Genomic DNA, 15,194 nt, shown 5'->3' on the forward strand with positions numbered 1-15,194 from the left:
AAACCATTTTCGATAATAAGCATAAGTTTTCTGCCTAGGTTAGCGTGTTGAACTAGTAACGGGGTTGGTAAAGCTATTAGATTTGATTGAGCCTGCACGTTAACCGCTCATATTTTAAATACAGGATATGCGCAATGTTTAAGCTACAAAGGGTTGGTTATGTGTAAGCATAAGCCACAGACTTGTTATAGCGCAGTGTGTAAACACAGACAGGAGCTGGACTAACATTGGTACTAAACGATGACTGAGGCGAAGCCAAGGGCCTTAAATAATCATCAATAATTTAGCCTAAATTCATATGGGTGACTGGTGCATATCCACACCAATCGACGTCATTACTAGGTGGGTAGTTATATTTAAATTGAGTTCAAATAATAAGAATACTTGGTTTTTGAATAAAGAGATCAAGAAAACATAGCTGCTAGTTTGACCAAAACCTTCTAATGAGTTACCTCTTTAACTCCTAAGGTACCGTGAAGATGAAGTAGTTTCTGGATGTTTCGTTTTTCTATAACAGAAGAGAATTTTAAAAGTTGGCAACAAATCTTTACCAAAAAGTTGATTTAAATTATCTTAATTAGTATCATTTTAGCTACAATCCCCCACAACAACAAGGAAGAGTTGATGAAATCACCTTATGTAACAGAACAATATAAATCAGATCCTATTGGTTTTCTAATTAATATTTTAGATGCTAAAAAAATTGAAAATAAGATTAGAAACGAAGATGATATCTTACCTATATTAACTGGCCTAATTGCCTATAGACAGTTAAGTCGCTATAAACAGACACAGTTAAATGCCGCAATTTTAGCAATAAAAAGTGGACCTGTTAAAGAGCATCTATATGGGCTTGTTGCACAGTTAGCATTTAATCCAAAGTGGTTTAGCTGGAGTTTGAGTGACAAAGAATTAAGAGCCTTTTTTGAAAATAATAAAGACTTAGCTAAAGCAACTGCCGTTTTAGGTGTGGCGTCCGTAGGAACAAGCGTCCCTGCAATTTTAGAATCGCTTTTAAATATAAAAAAAACCGGGGTTAAAGCTGCGGCTAAAGAAGCAATAGTGAAAGCCTCTAATAGTGAAGTAGTTAAATCCGCCGCTTCACAATTTACTAAAAACTCAAAAGTTCTTATTGGTAGTAGTTATGCAGCGGCATATGTCACTGTTATTTCTACTTTTTTGTGGTACTGCTCAAGCAAAAATGAAGCGGCTGCAAAAAAAGAGTTAATCTTAAGAGGTTTAATTAAACTGGAAGATATTTAAATGATATTAAAAGGCTGCATAGTAATATTTTGCTTAATATGCATCAATCTTTTTGCTCGACATCATATAACTCAAAAGAAAGCTAAAGGTCATTCTAATAAGGACTTGTTAATAATCTCATTTATCTTTTCAAGTCTACTGGCGATTCTAACATTGGCTATGCTAGCTATTGGTACTGAGTTCGTTTGCTCGATTCAATCTATAGGCTTGTTTATCATATATTGGAGTAATATATATGGTTTGCTAAAAGTATGGAGAAATGCTGAGTGAAACTAATTAAGCCTTTTTGTTTAATAAGTATTATACTTTTTAGTCAGCTTGCGGCAGGAAATGATTTATATTTTGATGTGGGCAAAGCTACACCTTACCTTAGTGTTTGCTCTCTTAAAAATGATTTATCTGAAAGTAATAGCGTTGTTGACTTTGCTAATGGTGTACTAAGTGAAATATATCATTCTTCTGAGGAATCGAAAAAGGAAGTTGCTGCTTTAGGAGCTAATGAATATTTTGACCAGCTAAGTTATCAATCTGCACTCGGTGTTACTCAAGAATATGAGCTTTACACTTTACCAAGGTGCGAACGCTTTGCAATTAATATTTTGAATAAGTTATGCTCAGATAAAGTGAGAGGCTTATCAATGCTAGAGTCTGCATGTGAAAAGGCTAAACAGTATCTTTAAATAACAAAACTTAATAAGATTATATTACAAATTAATTTAGGATGGTTTTTAAGGCTTAATTTTCGATTAGCTTTAATAAAAGGCTAAAGGGGTTAAATCTCGGCTTCATATATCAATGGTCTAGATTTATAGTTTATTGCTCATTGAGTTAATTATTATATCTAGACCGTTGCGAATAGAGTTGAGAATGCATTTATAATGTGTGAATCGTGGAGGAGGGCGTGAAAACACCTTTTTGAGTGATGACGACTTTAAGTGTTTTTTATACTGTATTGAACAAGCAAGCCTTCGTTTTAATATTGAAGTACATTCGTATTGCTCAATGATCAATTACTATTACCTGCTGATAAAAAAGACGAATTTGACCTCTATGGATTTTGCTTTCGGTCCTAATGAAAAGTAAAAAGCCGTTACGGCAATGCAATGGCTTTTCATTATGGTTTTATGTGCTCTGGCAATACGAGCATAAGGCTTTATACCCCTTTAAAAACCTCGCTTTATTCATCAGGCCCTTTGAGCGTAAATTTTAAATGTTTACGCATATCTTTTAAAATAACGCCTTTTTTAAGCATTGCGCCGCTTAAACGCTTTTGCCACTTTAATAAATCTGGCTCTGCGGCTGCTAAGGCTTGCTCGTTTTCAAACTGAAAGCACAGCAGTAGTGAACTTGGAAATAAGTGATATTCCACATCAAACCAGCATTGCAACATACCAGGGAGCTCAGCGCGGCCTTGCTCTTCTAATTTTTCGGCAGTATTAAGTACAAGTGCTTGCTGTTTTACTTGCACTGCAGAGTGTTTTTACTAGTAAAATCGCAAGTTAGCGAGCGGCTAAAAAATGGAGTCGTAATGCGGGTATTATTCAAAAACCTGTGGACGGGCAACAACTGTAAGTTGGTTTGGGATAGGCGAAACTCAACGCATAGCCAATGTAATAAATTCAGCTACAGATAAATACCAATGCTATTGGTTATAGGCGCTTTGCTTGCTGGCGCGTCGGGCGATAGCTCGAAAAGTTTTACAAAATTGTCTACAGACGCCTCTACTATTAATAAAGCTTAAGTTACTTTGATAATTAAGTAACTGTGGAGCTCCCATAGTTTGCTAGAGGCTCTTTTTTAGCTAAATATTTAAAGCTGCTTTGGTGTTTGCTAAATAGGTTTGTGATACTGGTACTTCCAAACCATTTTCCATTAAAACCAAAGGGGTCAAATCTTGACTTCATACATCAATGGTCTAGATTTATAGTTTATTGCTCATTGAGTTTATTATTATGTCTAGACCGCAGCGAATAGAGTATGAAAATGCGTTTTATCATGTGATGAATCGCGGAAGAGGGCGTGAAAATACCTTTCTGAGTGATGACGATTTTAAGCATTTTTTATATTGCATTGAGCAAGCAAGCCTTCGTTTTAATATTGAAGTGCATTCGTATTGCTTAATGACCAATCATTACCACCTACTTATAAAAACTCCTGATGCAAATTTAGGCAGGGCCATGAAACATATTAATGGTCTCTATACGCAATATTTTAATAGAACACACAATACAGACGGTGCACTGTTTAGAGGTCGCTATAAGGCTGTGCTGGTGGATGCTGATAATTACTTACTCCACGTTAGTCGTTATATACATCGTAACCCAATAGAGACGAGCACCCCTCTGGTAGATGACCTTGCTGACTATAAATGGTCTAGCTATTCGGCTTTCATCAAAAAAACAGCGATGCCAAAATGGTTGGTTCGAGACTTTATATTTTCGCTTCAAGGAAAAAATCGTAAATATGCTGCGTACAAACAGTTTGTTGAATATGAAAATAAGGAAGAAATGAGTGCTTTTTATGGCGCTAAAAAGTTATTTTCGATATTGGGCAGCGATGAATTTATTCAGAATATTAAAGAGTATATTGCAAAATCAGACAACGAAAAAAGCGTTGTTGTTCAGAGGCGTTCAACTGATGATGTTATTGCGTACTTAGCTAAATATTTTTGTATAGATACACATGATATTGTAACGGTTAAAAAAGGGCGTAAAGAGAAAAACTTACCACGTATGTTTGCTATTAAGTTATGCCAAGATTTAACAGGGCAAAATTTGAAAGCGTTAGCCGTTGTTTTTAATGTTCAACATTATTCAGCCATATCCCAAACGGTAAGTAGGCTAAATAAGTTAATAATTGAAGATGATAAGGTCAACTTACAGTTTGAAAAACTTCGAGATAGTTTGGTGTATGAAGTCAAGAATTGACCCCTTCGCTTGACCCCTTCGTTTCCCATGTTCAGCTTTGCTGAACATCGCAACTACACAGATAAATGAGGGCTAGTAAAAGTCATAGTATTTTTTTCATTTAACTTCCCCTAAAATGCAGAGGTTTAAATAATTATGTTAATAAAAATAGGTTTTAATAATGAAAAAAATACTGACTGTTTTAAGTTTATTCATATTTGCAGGGTGCTCTAGTTATCACAATATCAATGAAGACGGTGAAAGCTCATTAGGTGGGGGCTTTAAAGATCGTATTATTGCGGATGGTGTCTATAAAATCACTGCTCAGACAAATTTTGCACCATGGACTAACTTTGATGCAGCAAATGAAACGTTTAACCGTAGAGCTAAAGAGTTATGTGCTGGCAATTATGACATAATCAAATCAGCAGAAGATGAGTTTGAGCATGTTGAAACTGCTGGAGCCGAAAAGTATATAATTTCGAGGATAAAAGGTTATGTTCGTTGTGAGACTTCAAAATTGTCAGACGAAGAAGCTCTAAAAGAAGTTGAATCAAGCTTCTATTAATAAACACCTTATCCAAGGCTTTATTGAAACCAAAGGCACTAAACTTTAATACACATCAAGTGCGTAGGTTTTTAGTTTATTACTCATCGAGTTTATTACTCTGTCGAGACCACGGCGAATAGAGTTTAAGAATACGTTTCCCATGTGATTAACCGTGGGAGAGTGCGAGAGAAAATAAAGGGCAATGTTATTGCCCTTTATTACATGCTTAAACTAGTAGCTCTGAACTATAGCGCGACTAAGCTTTGCTCTAGCATTGCTTTTATTTGTTTTACTATTTTAGCTTCTGTTTCAGGTTCGAATTGTTGTATACGTGGGGTATGAATATGCCCTGTAGGTATACTTGAATTAAGCGCATCGCGCAGGCGAATACTTCTATACGATATTTCGTTAGACAGGTAACCACCGCCGCCGCCATTTACCGCAATACTATTTTTAAGTTCGCCATACGAATCGGCTTTATAGTTTTTTTCAAGCGTGGTGACTTCGTGATTGTCGATAACTTTATAAGGGCCTTTGGCTTGTTGCATGTAAGTTACAGGCAAGCTAAATTTTACAAACTCGTTGCCCGGGAGCGGTCGGCCATTAAGTTTTGGTATAACTGGGTTTGTTTGCGTGCCGCCATACACAATATTGGCATTGTCTGGGGCGGTTACACTGCGGCGTTTACCCGGAAAGTGCTCTAAGTCAAATTCTGTTCTGCCCATACTTACGGTGACTACCATGTCTACATTATTAAGTGCGTAGTAAGGGGCAAGTAGTGATTCTATTATACCTTGATCGAAGTCTTCGTAGCGCACAGGCACCATAACGGTGTTAATTTCGGCGCTCACGCCGTTGTAATTAATAACTTGGCCGTCGAGTAATAACGCTGCAACACCTGAGGGGTTACTTTGGTTTATGTTTTTATCGAGTAAAAATGGGTCAAAGCCCGTTAGTAATATTTTTTTAGTGCTGCCTGATGAAAAAGCAAGGTCGGTGCGGCCTCTGCTGCCGTCCTCAAGTAGGGTTAGTAACGTATTTAACTGAGCCTGCGTAATTGAAAACTTAGGCGATGTTGTGCGTATTACTTTGCTTGAAAGCAGGCGCGCCCAGTAAAGCTCTCGGTCGTCGTAATTATTGGTTTTTATTATGCGTTGCTTGGCACTTTCCCACAGTTCAAAGCTAAAGCTTTGTACTAATGTTTTTGCACTTTTAAAGTTGTTAAGCTCTTTAAATTGTTGCTCAAAACTAGATACTTGTGGGGTAAATGCTTTTAAAACATTTGGCATTGCCGATTGGGCTTTGTTGATACGCTGTTCTTCAACAGTTAAAGGATTACTTAAAGCAGCGAATGAAGAGGCTATTAAGCTGGTCGCTAATAATACTTTGATCATAATATTCCTAATATAAGGCTATTGTTTTATATGTAATTTACTATCCTATGATTACTAATCAAGAGCAACCTATTAACGTTGAATCGACTGAAATTTACTTTTGCCGAGCATTGGTATTATTTAACTGGCCAATTAGCATTATCGGCTAACAAAAATTTATGAGTTAAAAATTGGTCTTTATGGGTTCTACTTTAAGTACTCATAAAAGCAAAAAGCCGTTGCAGCGGCTTTCGGTTATGGTTTTATGCGTTTCGGTAATACGAGCGAAAGGTTTTATACCCCTTAAAAAACCTCTAATTAATCGTCAGGCCCTTTTGAAGTAAACACTAAATGTTTACGCATATCTTTTAAAATTACGCCTTTTTTAAGCATTGCCCCGCTTAAACGCTTTTGCCATTTTAATAAATCAGGCTCTGCAGCTGCTAATGCTTGCTCGTTTTCAAACTGAAAACACAAAAGTAGTGAACTTGGAAATAAATGATATTCCACATCAAACCAACACTGCAACATACCAGGAATTTCTTCTCGCCCTAGTGCTTCGAGTTTATCGGCCACATTAAGCACTAGTGCTTGTTGTTTTACTTGCACTGCAGAGAGTTTTTTCATTATTAAAGTCCAAATTAGCGGCTAACACATACAGCCAGAATGCGGGCATTATACGCAAGCTTGTAGGCAGGCAACAACCGTAGGTTAGTTTGAATACAGCGAAACCCAACGTATAGTCTGTAATAACCACAGCTAAAGATAAATACAAATGCTATTACTTGTAGGCGCTGAGCTTGCTGGCGCGTCGGGCGAAAGCCCGAAATATTGGGTTTAAGATGTAGAAATAGTTAGTATTAGTTTTTAACCAGAAAAAGCATATCTGAATTTTTGTGAATTATTATTTCACCACAAAACTAACGACTCCTGCACCGACACATAAACTGACACTATTCTCCTAAAAGCCAATCGCTCACATAGTAAACACTCTCGCCCTATGCTTTAATATTAAAAACAAGGGGGCGTTATGCGTAAAAATCGATTTTTATTTAATAAACACGTTGTGGCAATGGCTACGCTAGGGGCTTTAGCTGTGCCGTTGCCTGTACTAAGTAATGAGCCTGGGGTGTTAGTTGAGCAGGTTTGTGCCAGTTGCCATAGTTTAAACAACCTTGAGCGCAGTGCGGGTTATAGCCAAGAGGATTGGCAAACACTAATAAGCTATATGATTGATACCGGTGAAGGCACTGCCCTTAGTAAAGATATAAGCACGTATTTGGCAAAGCATTACCCTGTTAACACTAAGCGCGAGTCAACGGTGGTAAAAGGCGATTTAAAACTTACTTTTAAATACTGGCAAGTACCAACGCTTGGGCAGCGCGCTCGCGATCCCGTGCAAGGTAAAAACGGGATTATTTGATGGGTTGGCCAGTGGGGCAACATTTTAGGTAAGTTAAATCCTAAAACAGGTGAAATGAAAGAGTACACGTTGCCAAGTGGTACGTACGCACACAGTGTATCGCTTGATAAAAATCAAACCCCTTGGTTTTTAGGCAATAAAAATGGCACGGTTGGGTATTTAGATTTAACAACCGAAAAATTTAAAGTGTATAAAATGCCTGATAAAAACGCCCGAGACCCGCATACTGGCGTGTTTGATAGCGCAGGCATATTTTGGTTTACCCTGCAGCACAGCAACATGGTTGGCAAGCTAGACCCAAAAAGTGGCGATATTAAACTGGCTACTTTACCCACTAAAGGCTCGCGTCCTTATGGTATTAAGCTTGATTCAAAAGGCACGCCTTGGGTGTCTTGTAACGGCAGTAACTGTTTAATTAAAGTTGATAAAAACACCATGGCGCTTAGCGAAATAAAACTCCCAGGCGCTAAAGCACATACTAGGCGTCTCGCTATTACGCCTGATGATATGGTGTTTTATGTGAACTCTGGCATGGGTAAACTTGGCCGCTATAACCCCAAAAACGGTAAAATAACGCAGTGGGATAACCCAAGCGGTAAAAACAGCCACCCGTATGCTATTGAATATGCCGATAACGCTATTTGGTTTAACGAGTCAGCCAAGCGCCCCGAAACGTTAGTAAGGTTTGATTTAAAAGCTCAAACCATGCAAAGCTGGCAAGTTCCGAGTAAAGATGGGGTTTACTCTGGCTTAATTAGGCACATGCGTATGGGAAATAATGGTTTAATTATTCATCAAACAGCGACTAATCAAATTGCCGAAGTTACGTGGGCTAGTAAATAGTTAATTAAAGTTGTGGTTTTAACCTGCATTAAATAACTGCATGTTTTAAAACTGTTTTCGGCATAATAATTTTACTAATGGAAGTAGGAGTATTTTACAAACGTTAGCAATATTTACTTTAAAGAAGTTAAGGTAATTATAAAGTCTAATATTAACTTGTTGATTAATTTGGGTATTTTTAATGGCTTACGTTTTGCTTAGTAATAGGTGTATTTTTTAAATAAATAAAGGAGTTATTATGAGTACCGTTATTACTGGGTTATTTGATAATGCATCACAAGCAACACTGGCTATTTATAGATTAGAAGCGTTAGGCGTTAGCGAAGCTGACATAAGTGTTGTAGCTAACGACTCATACGCAAAGGAAGATTTTGCTGTTGACGAAGGAACAAAAGCTGCTGAAGGCGGCATTGTAGGTGCGGCTTCAGGTGGTATTATTGCAGCCATTGTTGGTGGTTTTACCGCCGTAGGTACAGTGGCAACAGGTGGTACTGGTTTATTAGTAGCAGGCCCATTAGTGGCCGCGTTTGCAGCGGGTGGTGCTGGTGCTGCTGTAGGTGGTACTTTAGGTGCTGCAATCGGTGCGTTTATTCCTGAGCACGAAATTAAATATTATGAAGATGCGATTGAAAAAGGCTCTATTTTAATAGGTGTTAAGTACGATAGCGATAACAAAAATGCTATTGAAGAGATACTTAACAACGCAGGCGCAAGTAACGTGTCTACTGCATAATCATTTATTGATTTAGAAAAAGGTGAAACTTAGTTTCACCTTTTTTTTGTGCTAATTTTTATGTACTAAGCAATTAAGCTTAAACATACATAGTGCAATCTCTTGTATAGCTAGCAGCAAATCCCCCTTATAAATATAAGTATTTATAAGGGGGATTTGCTGTATTAGAGTGACTTACTTCGGTTACTTAGATTTTCGCTTATCTAGTACATAACGCACAGCCATTCTTGCAGCGCCAGCGCCAATCCCCGAAACGACTGCCCATGTAACAGCTTCTTTAAGATCAGTTTTTTCGCTTGGCTTGTCTTTAGGTGCAGGCTCATTGGTAACCTTTTCCCACGACTTTTGTAAAGTTTTCCTTGTTAACATACCTGCAGAAGCAGCTGCGAGACCTATACCTATCGTCGTAATTAGTTGTTTATTACTCATATTGTCCTCGTTTTATTTAATAGCGGCAGAGTTATTAGTTGTTAACTCTTAAAGTAAGAACATTAATAACAGCAATTTACGTACCGATAGACGTTTGAGGATAAAAAGCACAGCTATTAACTAAAAGGTTATTTTACTGATGCTTAGCAATATTATTAAGTTTACGGGTCAGTACCTAGTAAGGTGTTTATGTAGGCGAGTTCTTCACTAAAAATTCCGTTAAAAAATGCGCATTGTTCAATGATTACAGCGTCGTTTGGTTGGCCTTTGTATTCTTGCTGGCACCTTATAAGTTCGGTGGTTAACCATTGGCAGGTATCGCTAGCTGAGTTTATTGCTTTTTTTAAAAATGATGGCCATTTTATTTTTTGTAAATTAAAGCGGTAAAGCACCACTGCAATATCCCCATAAGCTTGTTGCTCAAGAGAAGGGCTGTTTTCACTGTTTATTGAAAGACTGCCTAAAAACCTTGTACTGACTAGCGCTTGCTGAAGAGCAGTTTGTTGTGGTTGACTTAAAAAGGTATTTTCATGATCCATGGGAGGCCTATGTCAGCTGTTTGCAGGGCAATATAAAAAGTAAAATACTTTGCTATTTATGCGCACCAAAAATTCAGAAACAGTGATAACAAAATAAGACTGACCCTTTACTGAATTAATAAAACATAATTGTAATTGCTGAGGCGCTTTAAAGTGCGTGATTTTATTGCTTTGAGCGAGCTCATCTGAATTTTATGCAAATTTAGGTTACCATTAAAAAACATTAATAACTGAATCAGGAGACATGTGAATTATTTAGCTCACCTTTATTTAGCAAAGCCTACCGCTGATTCTCACTTTGGAAATTTGCTGGGTGACTTTGGTGGCAAAAGGCACCTAGAACAATTGCCAAACAGTGTTAAAAATGGGCTCGATAATCACTATTTGGTTGATAAATTTACCGACTCTCACCCATTAGTAAAAGAAGCCAAACAGTACTTTTCACCCGAGCGAAAGCGCTTTGCTGGCGTGGCTATTGATGTGGTGTTCGATCACTTTTTAATTATGCATTGGCAACGCTTTAACAAGCAGCCTTTAAACGATTTTAAGTACAACAGCTTTGCGCTTTTAAACAAACGTATACCGATTATGCCACCGCGTATGCAACAGGTTGTAGCCAGTATGACTAAAAACGATTGGTTTAAAGAGTACGAAACGATAAATGGAGTAGGGCTTGCGCTTGATAACATAGCCAAACGCATTCGGTTTACTAATAACTTTGCAGGTTCCGCTGAAGATATAACGCGTAACTACAATGAATTAGAAAGTGTGTTTTTAACGTTTTTTCCAGAGCTGATTAAGCATGTAAATGAGAACGGCCTTGAAAGAGGTTGTTAAAATAGTAGTAATAAGCGTTTCACATTAAATAAAAGCAGGAGCAGAAAAAGAACCCTAAAGGCCCAAATATACATAAACTAGCATTGCGTAAAGCAACTAATAGTAAAATATGGGCGGGCTGTAGTGTATTCCCTTAGTGAAGAAATATTGTTGAAATTTAAAAGGAAGTAGATTTTATGCCTGATGTAACGGCGCTTATTTATATAGCTATTATGGCTTTTTATTTATTACATAAAAACGAAGAAGCCAAAATATTAGTACCCGTAATTGGCTTTGCTGCAATCCCTCTTTTTAGCAACGATTACTGGCTATGGTTTAAGGTAAGTGTAGGGTTGGGAATTTATGTATTGATGTTGGAAAAAGCTAAAGCAGGGTATACCGGTGGTGGCGCTGTTTCAGCATTTGCTATGTTTTTTATGTTGGCTTTTTTAGTTAGTATTTTTATAAAAACTATTTTTTCTGTTGTTATTAATTTTAGTTTTTAAAATCTGCTCTAAATACTTAAAAGTAACTTAGCTAAGCTTTTTAGCTAAGTAAGCTGTTATTAATAAGGCCGAATCCCATTTTATGGTTCGGCCTTTTTAAGTTTTAGGTTAATAACAATAAGAGTTATTTTTTCTTTTCGCTTGGTGCTGGTTGGCCATAATTAGGTGAACGAGGTCCATATAATAAGCCGTTGTAAATATCTGAAGAAAGTAAGCGTGTTGAAGTCATTGCTGCGATTTCAAAGCCTTTATCGGTTACAGTTTCAGCAATTTGATTAATTGCTGCAATAACAAGCATACCTACAAGGCCGCCACCTCCGTTACTTTGTTGTTCCGCTGAAGAGGCTCTTGCTTTGCCTTGCCATAATTGCTCGCCAGTGCGTAAATCAACTAATGAGGCTGACACAGTTACAGCTGTTTCGCTAGAAATTACAACATAGCTAGTACCGTATTCTTCAATAGTGATGTAAAGCGCAGAGTCTGCACCAAAAATTTCATGTAACTTATTCACCGGTACTTGGTGCACGTCGCTTGCAACAGTGAGGCCATTACCTTTAAAGGTTTGCTCAACTAAAGCAACAGGAAAAACATAGAAACCCGACTCAGCTATAGGCGCGACCATTTGAGTCATCACACTGTATGGGGCAATTACTTCAGGTGTATTATTCAGTGGAGGTAAAATAATAACTGAGTGAGGGTCTGCTTGTTTAAATGCTGTGTAGTCATGTGCTGGTGGAGGTGAAACACAACCAGCGAGTAATGCGACTAATGCGATCGCTGTGTATGATTTTAAATTAAACATATTAAGCGCCTTTCGCAGATTTTAGAAGGAAGTCAATGTAATGAACTGATTCTGGGAAAAGTGATTTCTCAGTTTCGAAGTGGGTAGTGCCTAATGAAGGATTTCCCGTTTCAAAGTACAGCATACCTAGATGAGCATGTAGGCCAGGTGCAACATTCTTACTTTTGTTTGCGGCATCGGCGATAATTTGCTCAAGCATACTAATTTGCTCTTCGGCTGTTACGTCATCTGCTTTTAAATAGGCGTATACGGCAGTGCTATAGTCGCCGTAATAGTAAATAGGTTCTTTCGTTGAGTTACAACCCGTTAGGGCTATACAAACAAATGCTAAGGTAATTAGCTTTTTCATTATTTATTGCCCCATTGGCCAGCTTCAAGACCAGTCACTAACTTGTTAACGACTTCGCGAATTGCTAGGTCAAGTACTTTGCCATTTAATGTGGCATCGTATGAAGCTGTGCTACCAAAACCAATAACTTCACGTTCTGATAAGCTGTATTCACCTGCACCTTGCACTGAATAAATAACTTCTGATGTAGTAACATCAACAACATTAAGCGTTACTTTAGCGTAAGCAATTTGCGATTTACCTTTACCCAATAAACCAAAAAGTTGACGGTCGCCAATAGCTTTACGGCCAAACTCTGTTACATCACCAGTTACAACAAATTTAGCACCGCTAAGAACTTGCTTTGTACCTGTTAGCTTTGCTTCTTCTGCAAGGGCTGCCATATTGTCGCGATCAAGCACACTGAAGCGATTTGTTTGTTGTAAGTGGCTCATTAGTGTTGTTTTTGCTTGGCTGCCTAAACGGTCTTGGCCTGATGAGAATATACCATTTTGAAAGCTCGAACGGTTTACAAATTGACCTACGACTAGTTTACTTTTTGTACCTGAGTAGGTTGTGTTATAGCTAGCAACAGTTGGTGTTTCTATTACTTTTGATGATGTTGTAGCACACCCAGCTAAAGAGGAAATTGTAATTGCAGCGATTACAATTGTTTTAACGTGGCTTTGGTTAATTCGCATAAATTTTTGTCCATATAGATAATTGCAGAAGTTTTTATTGATAGGCGCTTGTTTTTTATACTTATAAGTCAATTACTTATTTCAAGAGTCCATTCAACTTACTTTATAAACAAAAGTTGATGTAAATACAATGTTATTTATGTTTTATGCAGGTACACACAATAAAAAAGAATAAATTTTTTGTAATAACAATGCTAATTCATTAGTTTTTAAATTATTGAAAGCCTTTTTCTATAGTTGATATAAAGGACATTTATTGCGCGCTGAGTTGTTAATTAGTAATTTTATTCCAATTAACCTTATTTTTTAAAACCAATCGGCTGCAACTTGTAGCGGGGTAGGGTCGCCTTTTTCAGATACCCAAAACACTAGGGCTTGCTTTGTTGGCGATATTTTTTTAGCGCGAGGCAGGGGTAAGTCAGTTAATGATAATTGCTGCTTGGTTTGCATGTCACTTTGCTCGTAACCAATAACTACAAAGTCGTGCTTTAATTTATGGCCTGCGTTTTCGCCGCTGTGTATTTGTGTTTCTATACCAAAGCCTAACAGAGCTGCATGAGCTATTAAGTTTTGGTTAGTACCACCTTCGGTATTAACCGTATCGTATTCGAGATCAATTTTACTGTTGTATATAGTCGCTTTTAAATTACCTAAATAAGGGGTTTTAGTTATAGGTATGGCTTGTTTATAAAACCAACCTTGCCACCCGCTGCCGTTAACCATAAACCCGGGTGTTGCTACAATCTTACTTTTACCGAGTGCCTTATACGTGCGTTGTCTTTTACTAAAAACAGCAGAGGCAAACGGGTCTTTCCATCCTAAATAATCCCAATAAGTAACATGAAAATTAATAGGAATTAAATCAGTCCATAGCTTTTCATCATCTGTAAACGTTGAAATCCAGCGCTCTGCTGGTGGGCAACTACTGCAACCTTGCGATGTGTAAAGCTCTAAAAAGGTAGTCGGATTAGCTGTACTGGAAATAGTTACTTGCTCAGCAGCTTGGCTTTGAAAGCAAAAAATTATTAACCCAACAAGTGAGATAAAAAATGGATGGGATAGTGCTTTAAAAGGCATGTTACTTCTCGCAAAGGCTGATATTGCATTCAGCTTAAACGATATTTACGAATGAAGTATCACGAAATCCTCACAATTAAATCACGTTTTAACTGTGTATTTTACTTAGTTAAAACTTAATTTGAACACCCGCTCAAGTTGTGCTTTAATCGTTGCTCAATTATTGAGGAACTTTACATGATTAAATTTTATTTTCACCATACTCCTAACCCAATGAAGGTTGCACTCTTTTTAGAAGAAACAGGCTTACCGTTTGAACTTGTTCCTCTTGATACTTTAAAAGGTGAGCAACATACACCTGAATTTAAAGCAATTAATCCAAACGCTAAAGCGCCAGCAATTGTTGATGGTGAAACGCGTGTGTTCGATTCGAATGCTATTTTAATGTACCTTTCTGAAAAGTATGGGAAGCTAGGAGGCAAGGGCGATGACCGCGCTGAAATGCTGTCGTGGTTAATGTTTATTGCATCGGGTTTAGGTCCGTATTCAGGGCAAAGTGTTCACTTTAGACACATGGCACCAGAAGGGCTTGATTACGCGGTTAATCGTTATTTACGTGAAGCGCAGCGCCATTACGAAGTACTTGATACGCACCTTGAAGGTCGTGACTTTATAGTGGGTGATACGTATACCATTGCTGATGTATCTGCATGGGGCTGGATTGATAAAGCACCGGTTGTATTAGGTGAAGAGGGTTTAGCACCGTACCCTAATTTAAAACGTTGGTTTGAAAGCATAGATAGCCGCCCAGCTGTTGCTCGTGCGCGTAAAATTGGTACCGATGTAGCTTTTAAGAAAGAGTTTGATGAAGAGGCTAAACGAGCATTCTTCCCGTCTAACTACCCTAAATCATAGAGTTCTAATATATTGATACGGTAAGCTAAAATAGCTTACTAAATAGAATC

General features: G+C 37.7%; 19 protein-coding genes. 10 read left to right on the plus strand and 9 right to left on the minus strand.

Translation table 11 applies throughout. The features are described 5' to 3' along the window. Positions 1 to 624: 624 nt before the first annotated feature. Entirely contained in the window at positions 625 to 1,263 is a 639-nt protein-coding gene (locus J8L73_RS00425) for a hypothetical protein (protein ID WP_138542302.1), read from the plus strand. Between the two features lie 266 nt (positions 1,264 to 1,529). After that, entirely contained in the window at positions 1,530 to 1,943 is a 414-nt protein-coding gene (locus tag J8L73_RS00430) for a hypothetical protein (RefSeq protein WP_058154182.1), read from the plus strand. 497 nt (positions 1,944 to 2,440) lie between these two features. Here the strand turns inward: J8L73_RS00430 and J8L73_RS00435 are convergent, their stop codons facing one another. Continuing rightward, positions 2,441 to 2,731, minus strand: coding sequence for a hypothetical protein (locus tag J8L73_RS00435; protein ID WP_211014143.1), 291 nt, complete (start codon positions 2,729 to 2,731; stop codon positions 2,441 to 2,443). Positions 2,732 to 3,215: 484 nt separating this feature from the next. Here J8L73_RS00435 and J8L73_RS00440 point away from each other — a divergent pair, with 484 nt between their 5' ends. Continuing rightward, positions 3,216 to 4,190, plus strand: a complete 975-nt coding sequence (locus J8L73_RS00440) for a transposase (RefSeq protein ID WP_211014145.1) — start codon at positions 3,216 to 3,218, stop codon at positions 4,188 to 4,190. 160 nt (positions 4,191 to 4,350) lie between these two features. Then, the gene (locus tag J8L73_RS00445) at positions 4,351 to 4,737 is read left to right on the plus strand and encodes a hypothetical protein (RefSeq protein ID WP_211014147.1); all 387 of its coding nucleotides are present in this window, start codon (positions 4,351 to 4,353) and stop codon (positions 4,735 to 4,737) included. 227 nt (positions 4,738 to 4,964) lie between these two features. Here J8L73_RS00445 and J8L73_RS00450 read toward each other — a convergent pair whose 3' ends face one another. Both J8L73_RS00450 and J8L73_RS00455 read right to left on the minus strand, forming a co-directional pair. Continuing rightward, entirely contained in the window at positions 4,965 to 6,113 is a 1,149-nt protein-coding gene (locus J8L73_RS00450; RefSeq protein ID WP_211014149.1) for a hypothetical protein, read from the minus strand. 297 nt (positions 6,114 to 6,410) lie between these two features. Beyond that, entirely contained in the window at positions 6,411 to 6,719 is a 309-nt protein-coding gene (locus J8L73_RS00455) for a hypothetical protein (RefSeq protein WP_211014151.1), read from the minus strand. Positions 6,720 to 7,122: 403 nt separating this feature from the next. Between J8L73_RS00455 and J8L73_RS19205 the strand changes: the two genes are divergently transcribed. From J8L73_RS19205 to J8L73_RS00465, 3 genes are all read left to right on the plus strand, one after another. Continuing rightward, complete coding sequence (locus J8L73_RS19205) at positions 7,123 to 7,515, plus strand: hypothetical protein (RefSeq protein WP_247659528.1); 393 nt, start codon at positions 7,123 to 7,125, stop codon at positions 7,513 to 7,515. Between the two features lie 54 nt (positions 7,516 to 7,569). Further along, on the plus strand, positions 7,570 to 8,358 hold the full coding sequence (locus tag J8L73_RS19210; protein ID WP_247659529.1) for a hypothetical protein: 789 nt from the start codon (positions 7,570 to 7,572) through the stop codon (positions 8,356 to 8,358). Positions 8,359 to 8,596: 238 nt separating this feature from the next. Continuing rightward, complete coding sequence (locus tag J8L73_RS00465) at positions 8,597 to 9,091, plus strand: hypothetical protein (RefSeq protein ID WP_210999023.1); 495 nt, start codon at positions 8,597 to 8,599, stop codon at positions 9,089 to 9,091. A 183-nt stretch (positions 9,092 to 9,274) separates the two neighbouring features. On the opposite strand, the gene J8L73_RS00470 is transcribed toward J8L73_RS00465, so the two are convergent. Continuing rightward, complete coding sequence (locus J8L73_RS00470; RefSeq protein WP_058547062.1) at positions 9,275 to 9,520, minus strand: DUF4235 domain-containing protein; 246 nt, start codon at positions 9,518 to 9,520, stop codon at positions 9,275 to 9,277. A gap of 161 nt (positions 9,521 to 9,681) precedes the next feature. Then, on the minus strand, positions 9,682 to 10,059 hold the full coding sequence (locus J8L73_RS00475) for a hypothetical protein (RefSeq protein ID WP_211014153.1): 378 nt from the start codon (positions 10,057 to 10,059) through the stop codon (positions 9,682 to 9,684). A gap of 246 nt (positions 10,060 to 10,305) precedes the next feature. On the opposite strand from J8L73_RS00475, the gene J8L73_RS00480 reads away from it, so the two are divergent. Beyond that, a complete protein-coding gene (locus J8L73_RS00480) occupies positions 10,306 to 10,896 on the plus strand; it encodes an ACP phosphodiesterase (RefSeq protein ID WP_211014155.1) in 591 nt (196 codons plus the stop codon). Between the two features lie 176 nt (positions 10,897 to 11,072). Further along, the gene (locus J8L73_RS00485; RefSeq protein WP_211014157.1) at positions 11,073 to 11,381 is read left to right on the plus strand and encodes a hypothetical protein; all 309 of its coding nucleotides are present in this window, start codon (positions 11,073 to 11,075) and stop codon (positions 11,379 to 11,381) included. A gap of 124 nt (positions 11,382 to 11,505) precedes the next feature. Here the strand turns inward: J8L73_RS00485 and J8L73_RS00490 are convergent, their stop codons facing one another. From J8L73_RS00490 to J8L73_RS00505, 4 genes are all read right to left on the minus strand, one after another. Beyond that, positions 11,506 to 12,183 (minus strand): DUF799 domain-containing protein, encoded by a 678-nt coding sequence (locus J8L73_RS00490; protein WP_211014159.1) that lies wholly within the window; start codon positions 12,181 to 12,183, stop codon positions 11,506 to 11,508. Between the two features lies 1 nt (position 12,184). Further along, positions 12,185 to 12,532, minus strand: a complete 348-nt coding sequence (locus J8L73_RS00495) for a DUF4810 domain-containing protein (protein ID WP_008165258.1) — start codon at positions 12,530 to 12,532, stop codon at positions 12,185 to 12,187. Next, positions 12,532 to 13,212 (minus strand): CsgG/HfaB family protein, encoded by a 681-nt coding sequence (locus tag J8L73_RS00500; protein WP_211014161.1) that lies wholly within the window; start codon positions 13,210 to 13,212, stop codon positions 12,532 to 12,534. The genes J8L73_RS00495 and J8L73_RS00500 overlap by 1 nt, the downstream gene beginning before the upstream one ends. 306 nt (positions 13,213 to 13,518) lie before the next feature. Beyond that, complete coding sequence (locus J8L73_RS00505) at positions 13,519 to 14,289, minus strand: DUF1223 domain-containing protein (RefSeq protein WP_211014163.1); 771 nt, start codon at positions 14,287 to 14,289, stop codon at positions 13,519 to 13,521. A 177-nt stretch (positions 14,290 to 14,466) separates the two neighbouring features. Between J8L73_RS00505 and J8L73_RS00510 the strand changes: the two genes are divergently transcribed. Next, positions 14,467 to 15,144, plus strand: a complete 678-nt coding sequence (locus J8L73_RS00510; protein WP_211014165.1) for a glutathione S-transferase family protein — start codon at positions 14,467 to 14,469, stop codon at positions 15,142 to 15,144. The last annotated feature ends 50 nt before the right edge of the window (positions 15,145 to 15,194 follow it).

Source organism: Pseudoalteromonas sp. MMG006, assembly GCF_018101025.1.
GTDB lineage: Bacteria > Pseudomonadota > Gammaproteobacteria > Enterobacterales > Alteromonadaceae > Pseudoalteromonas.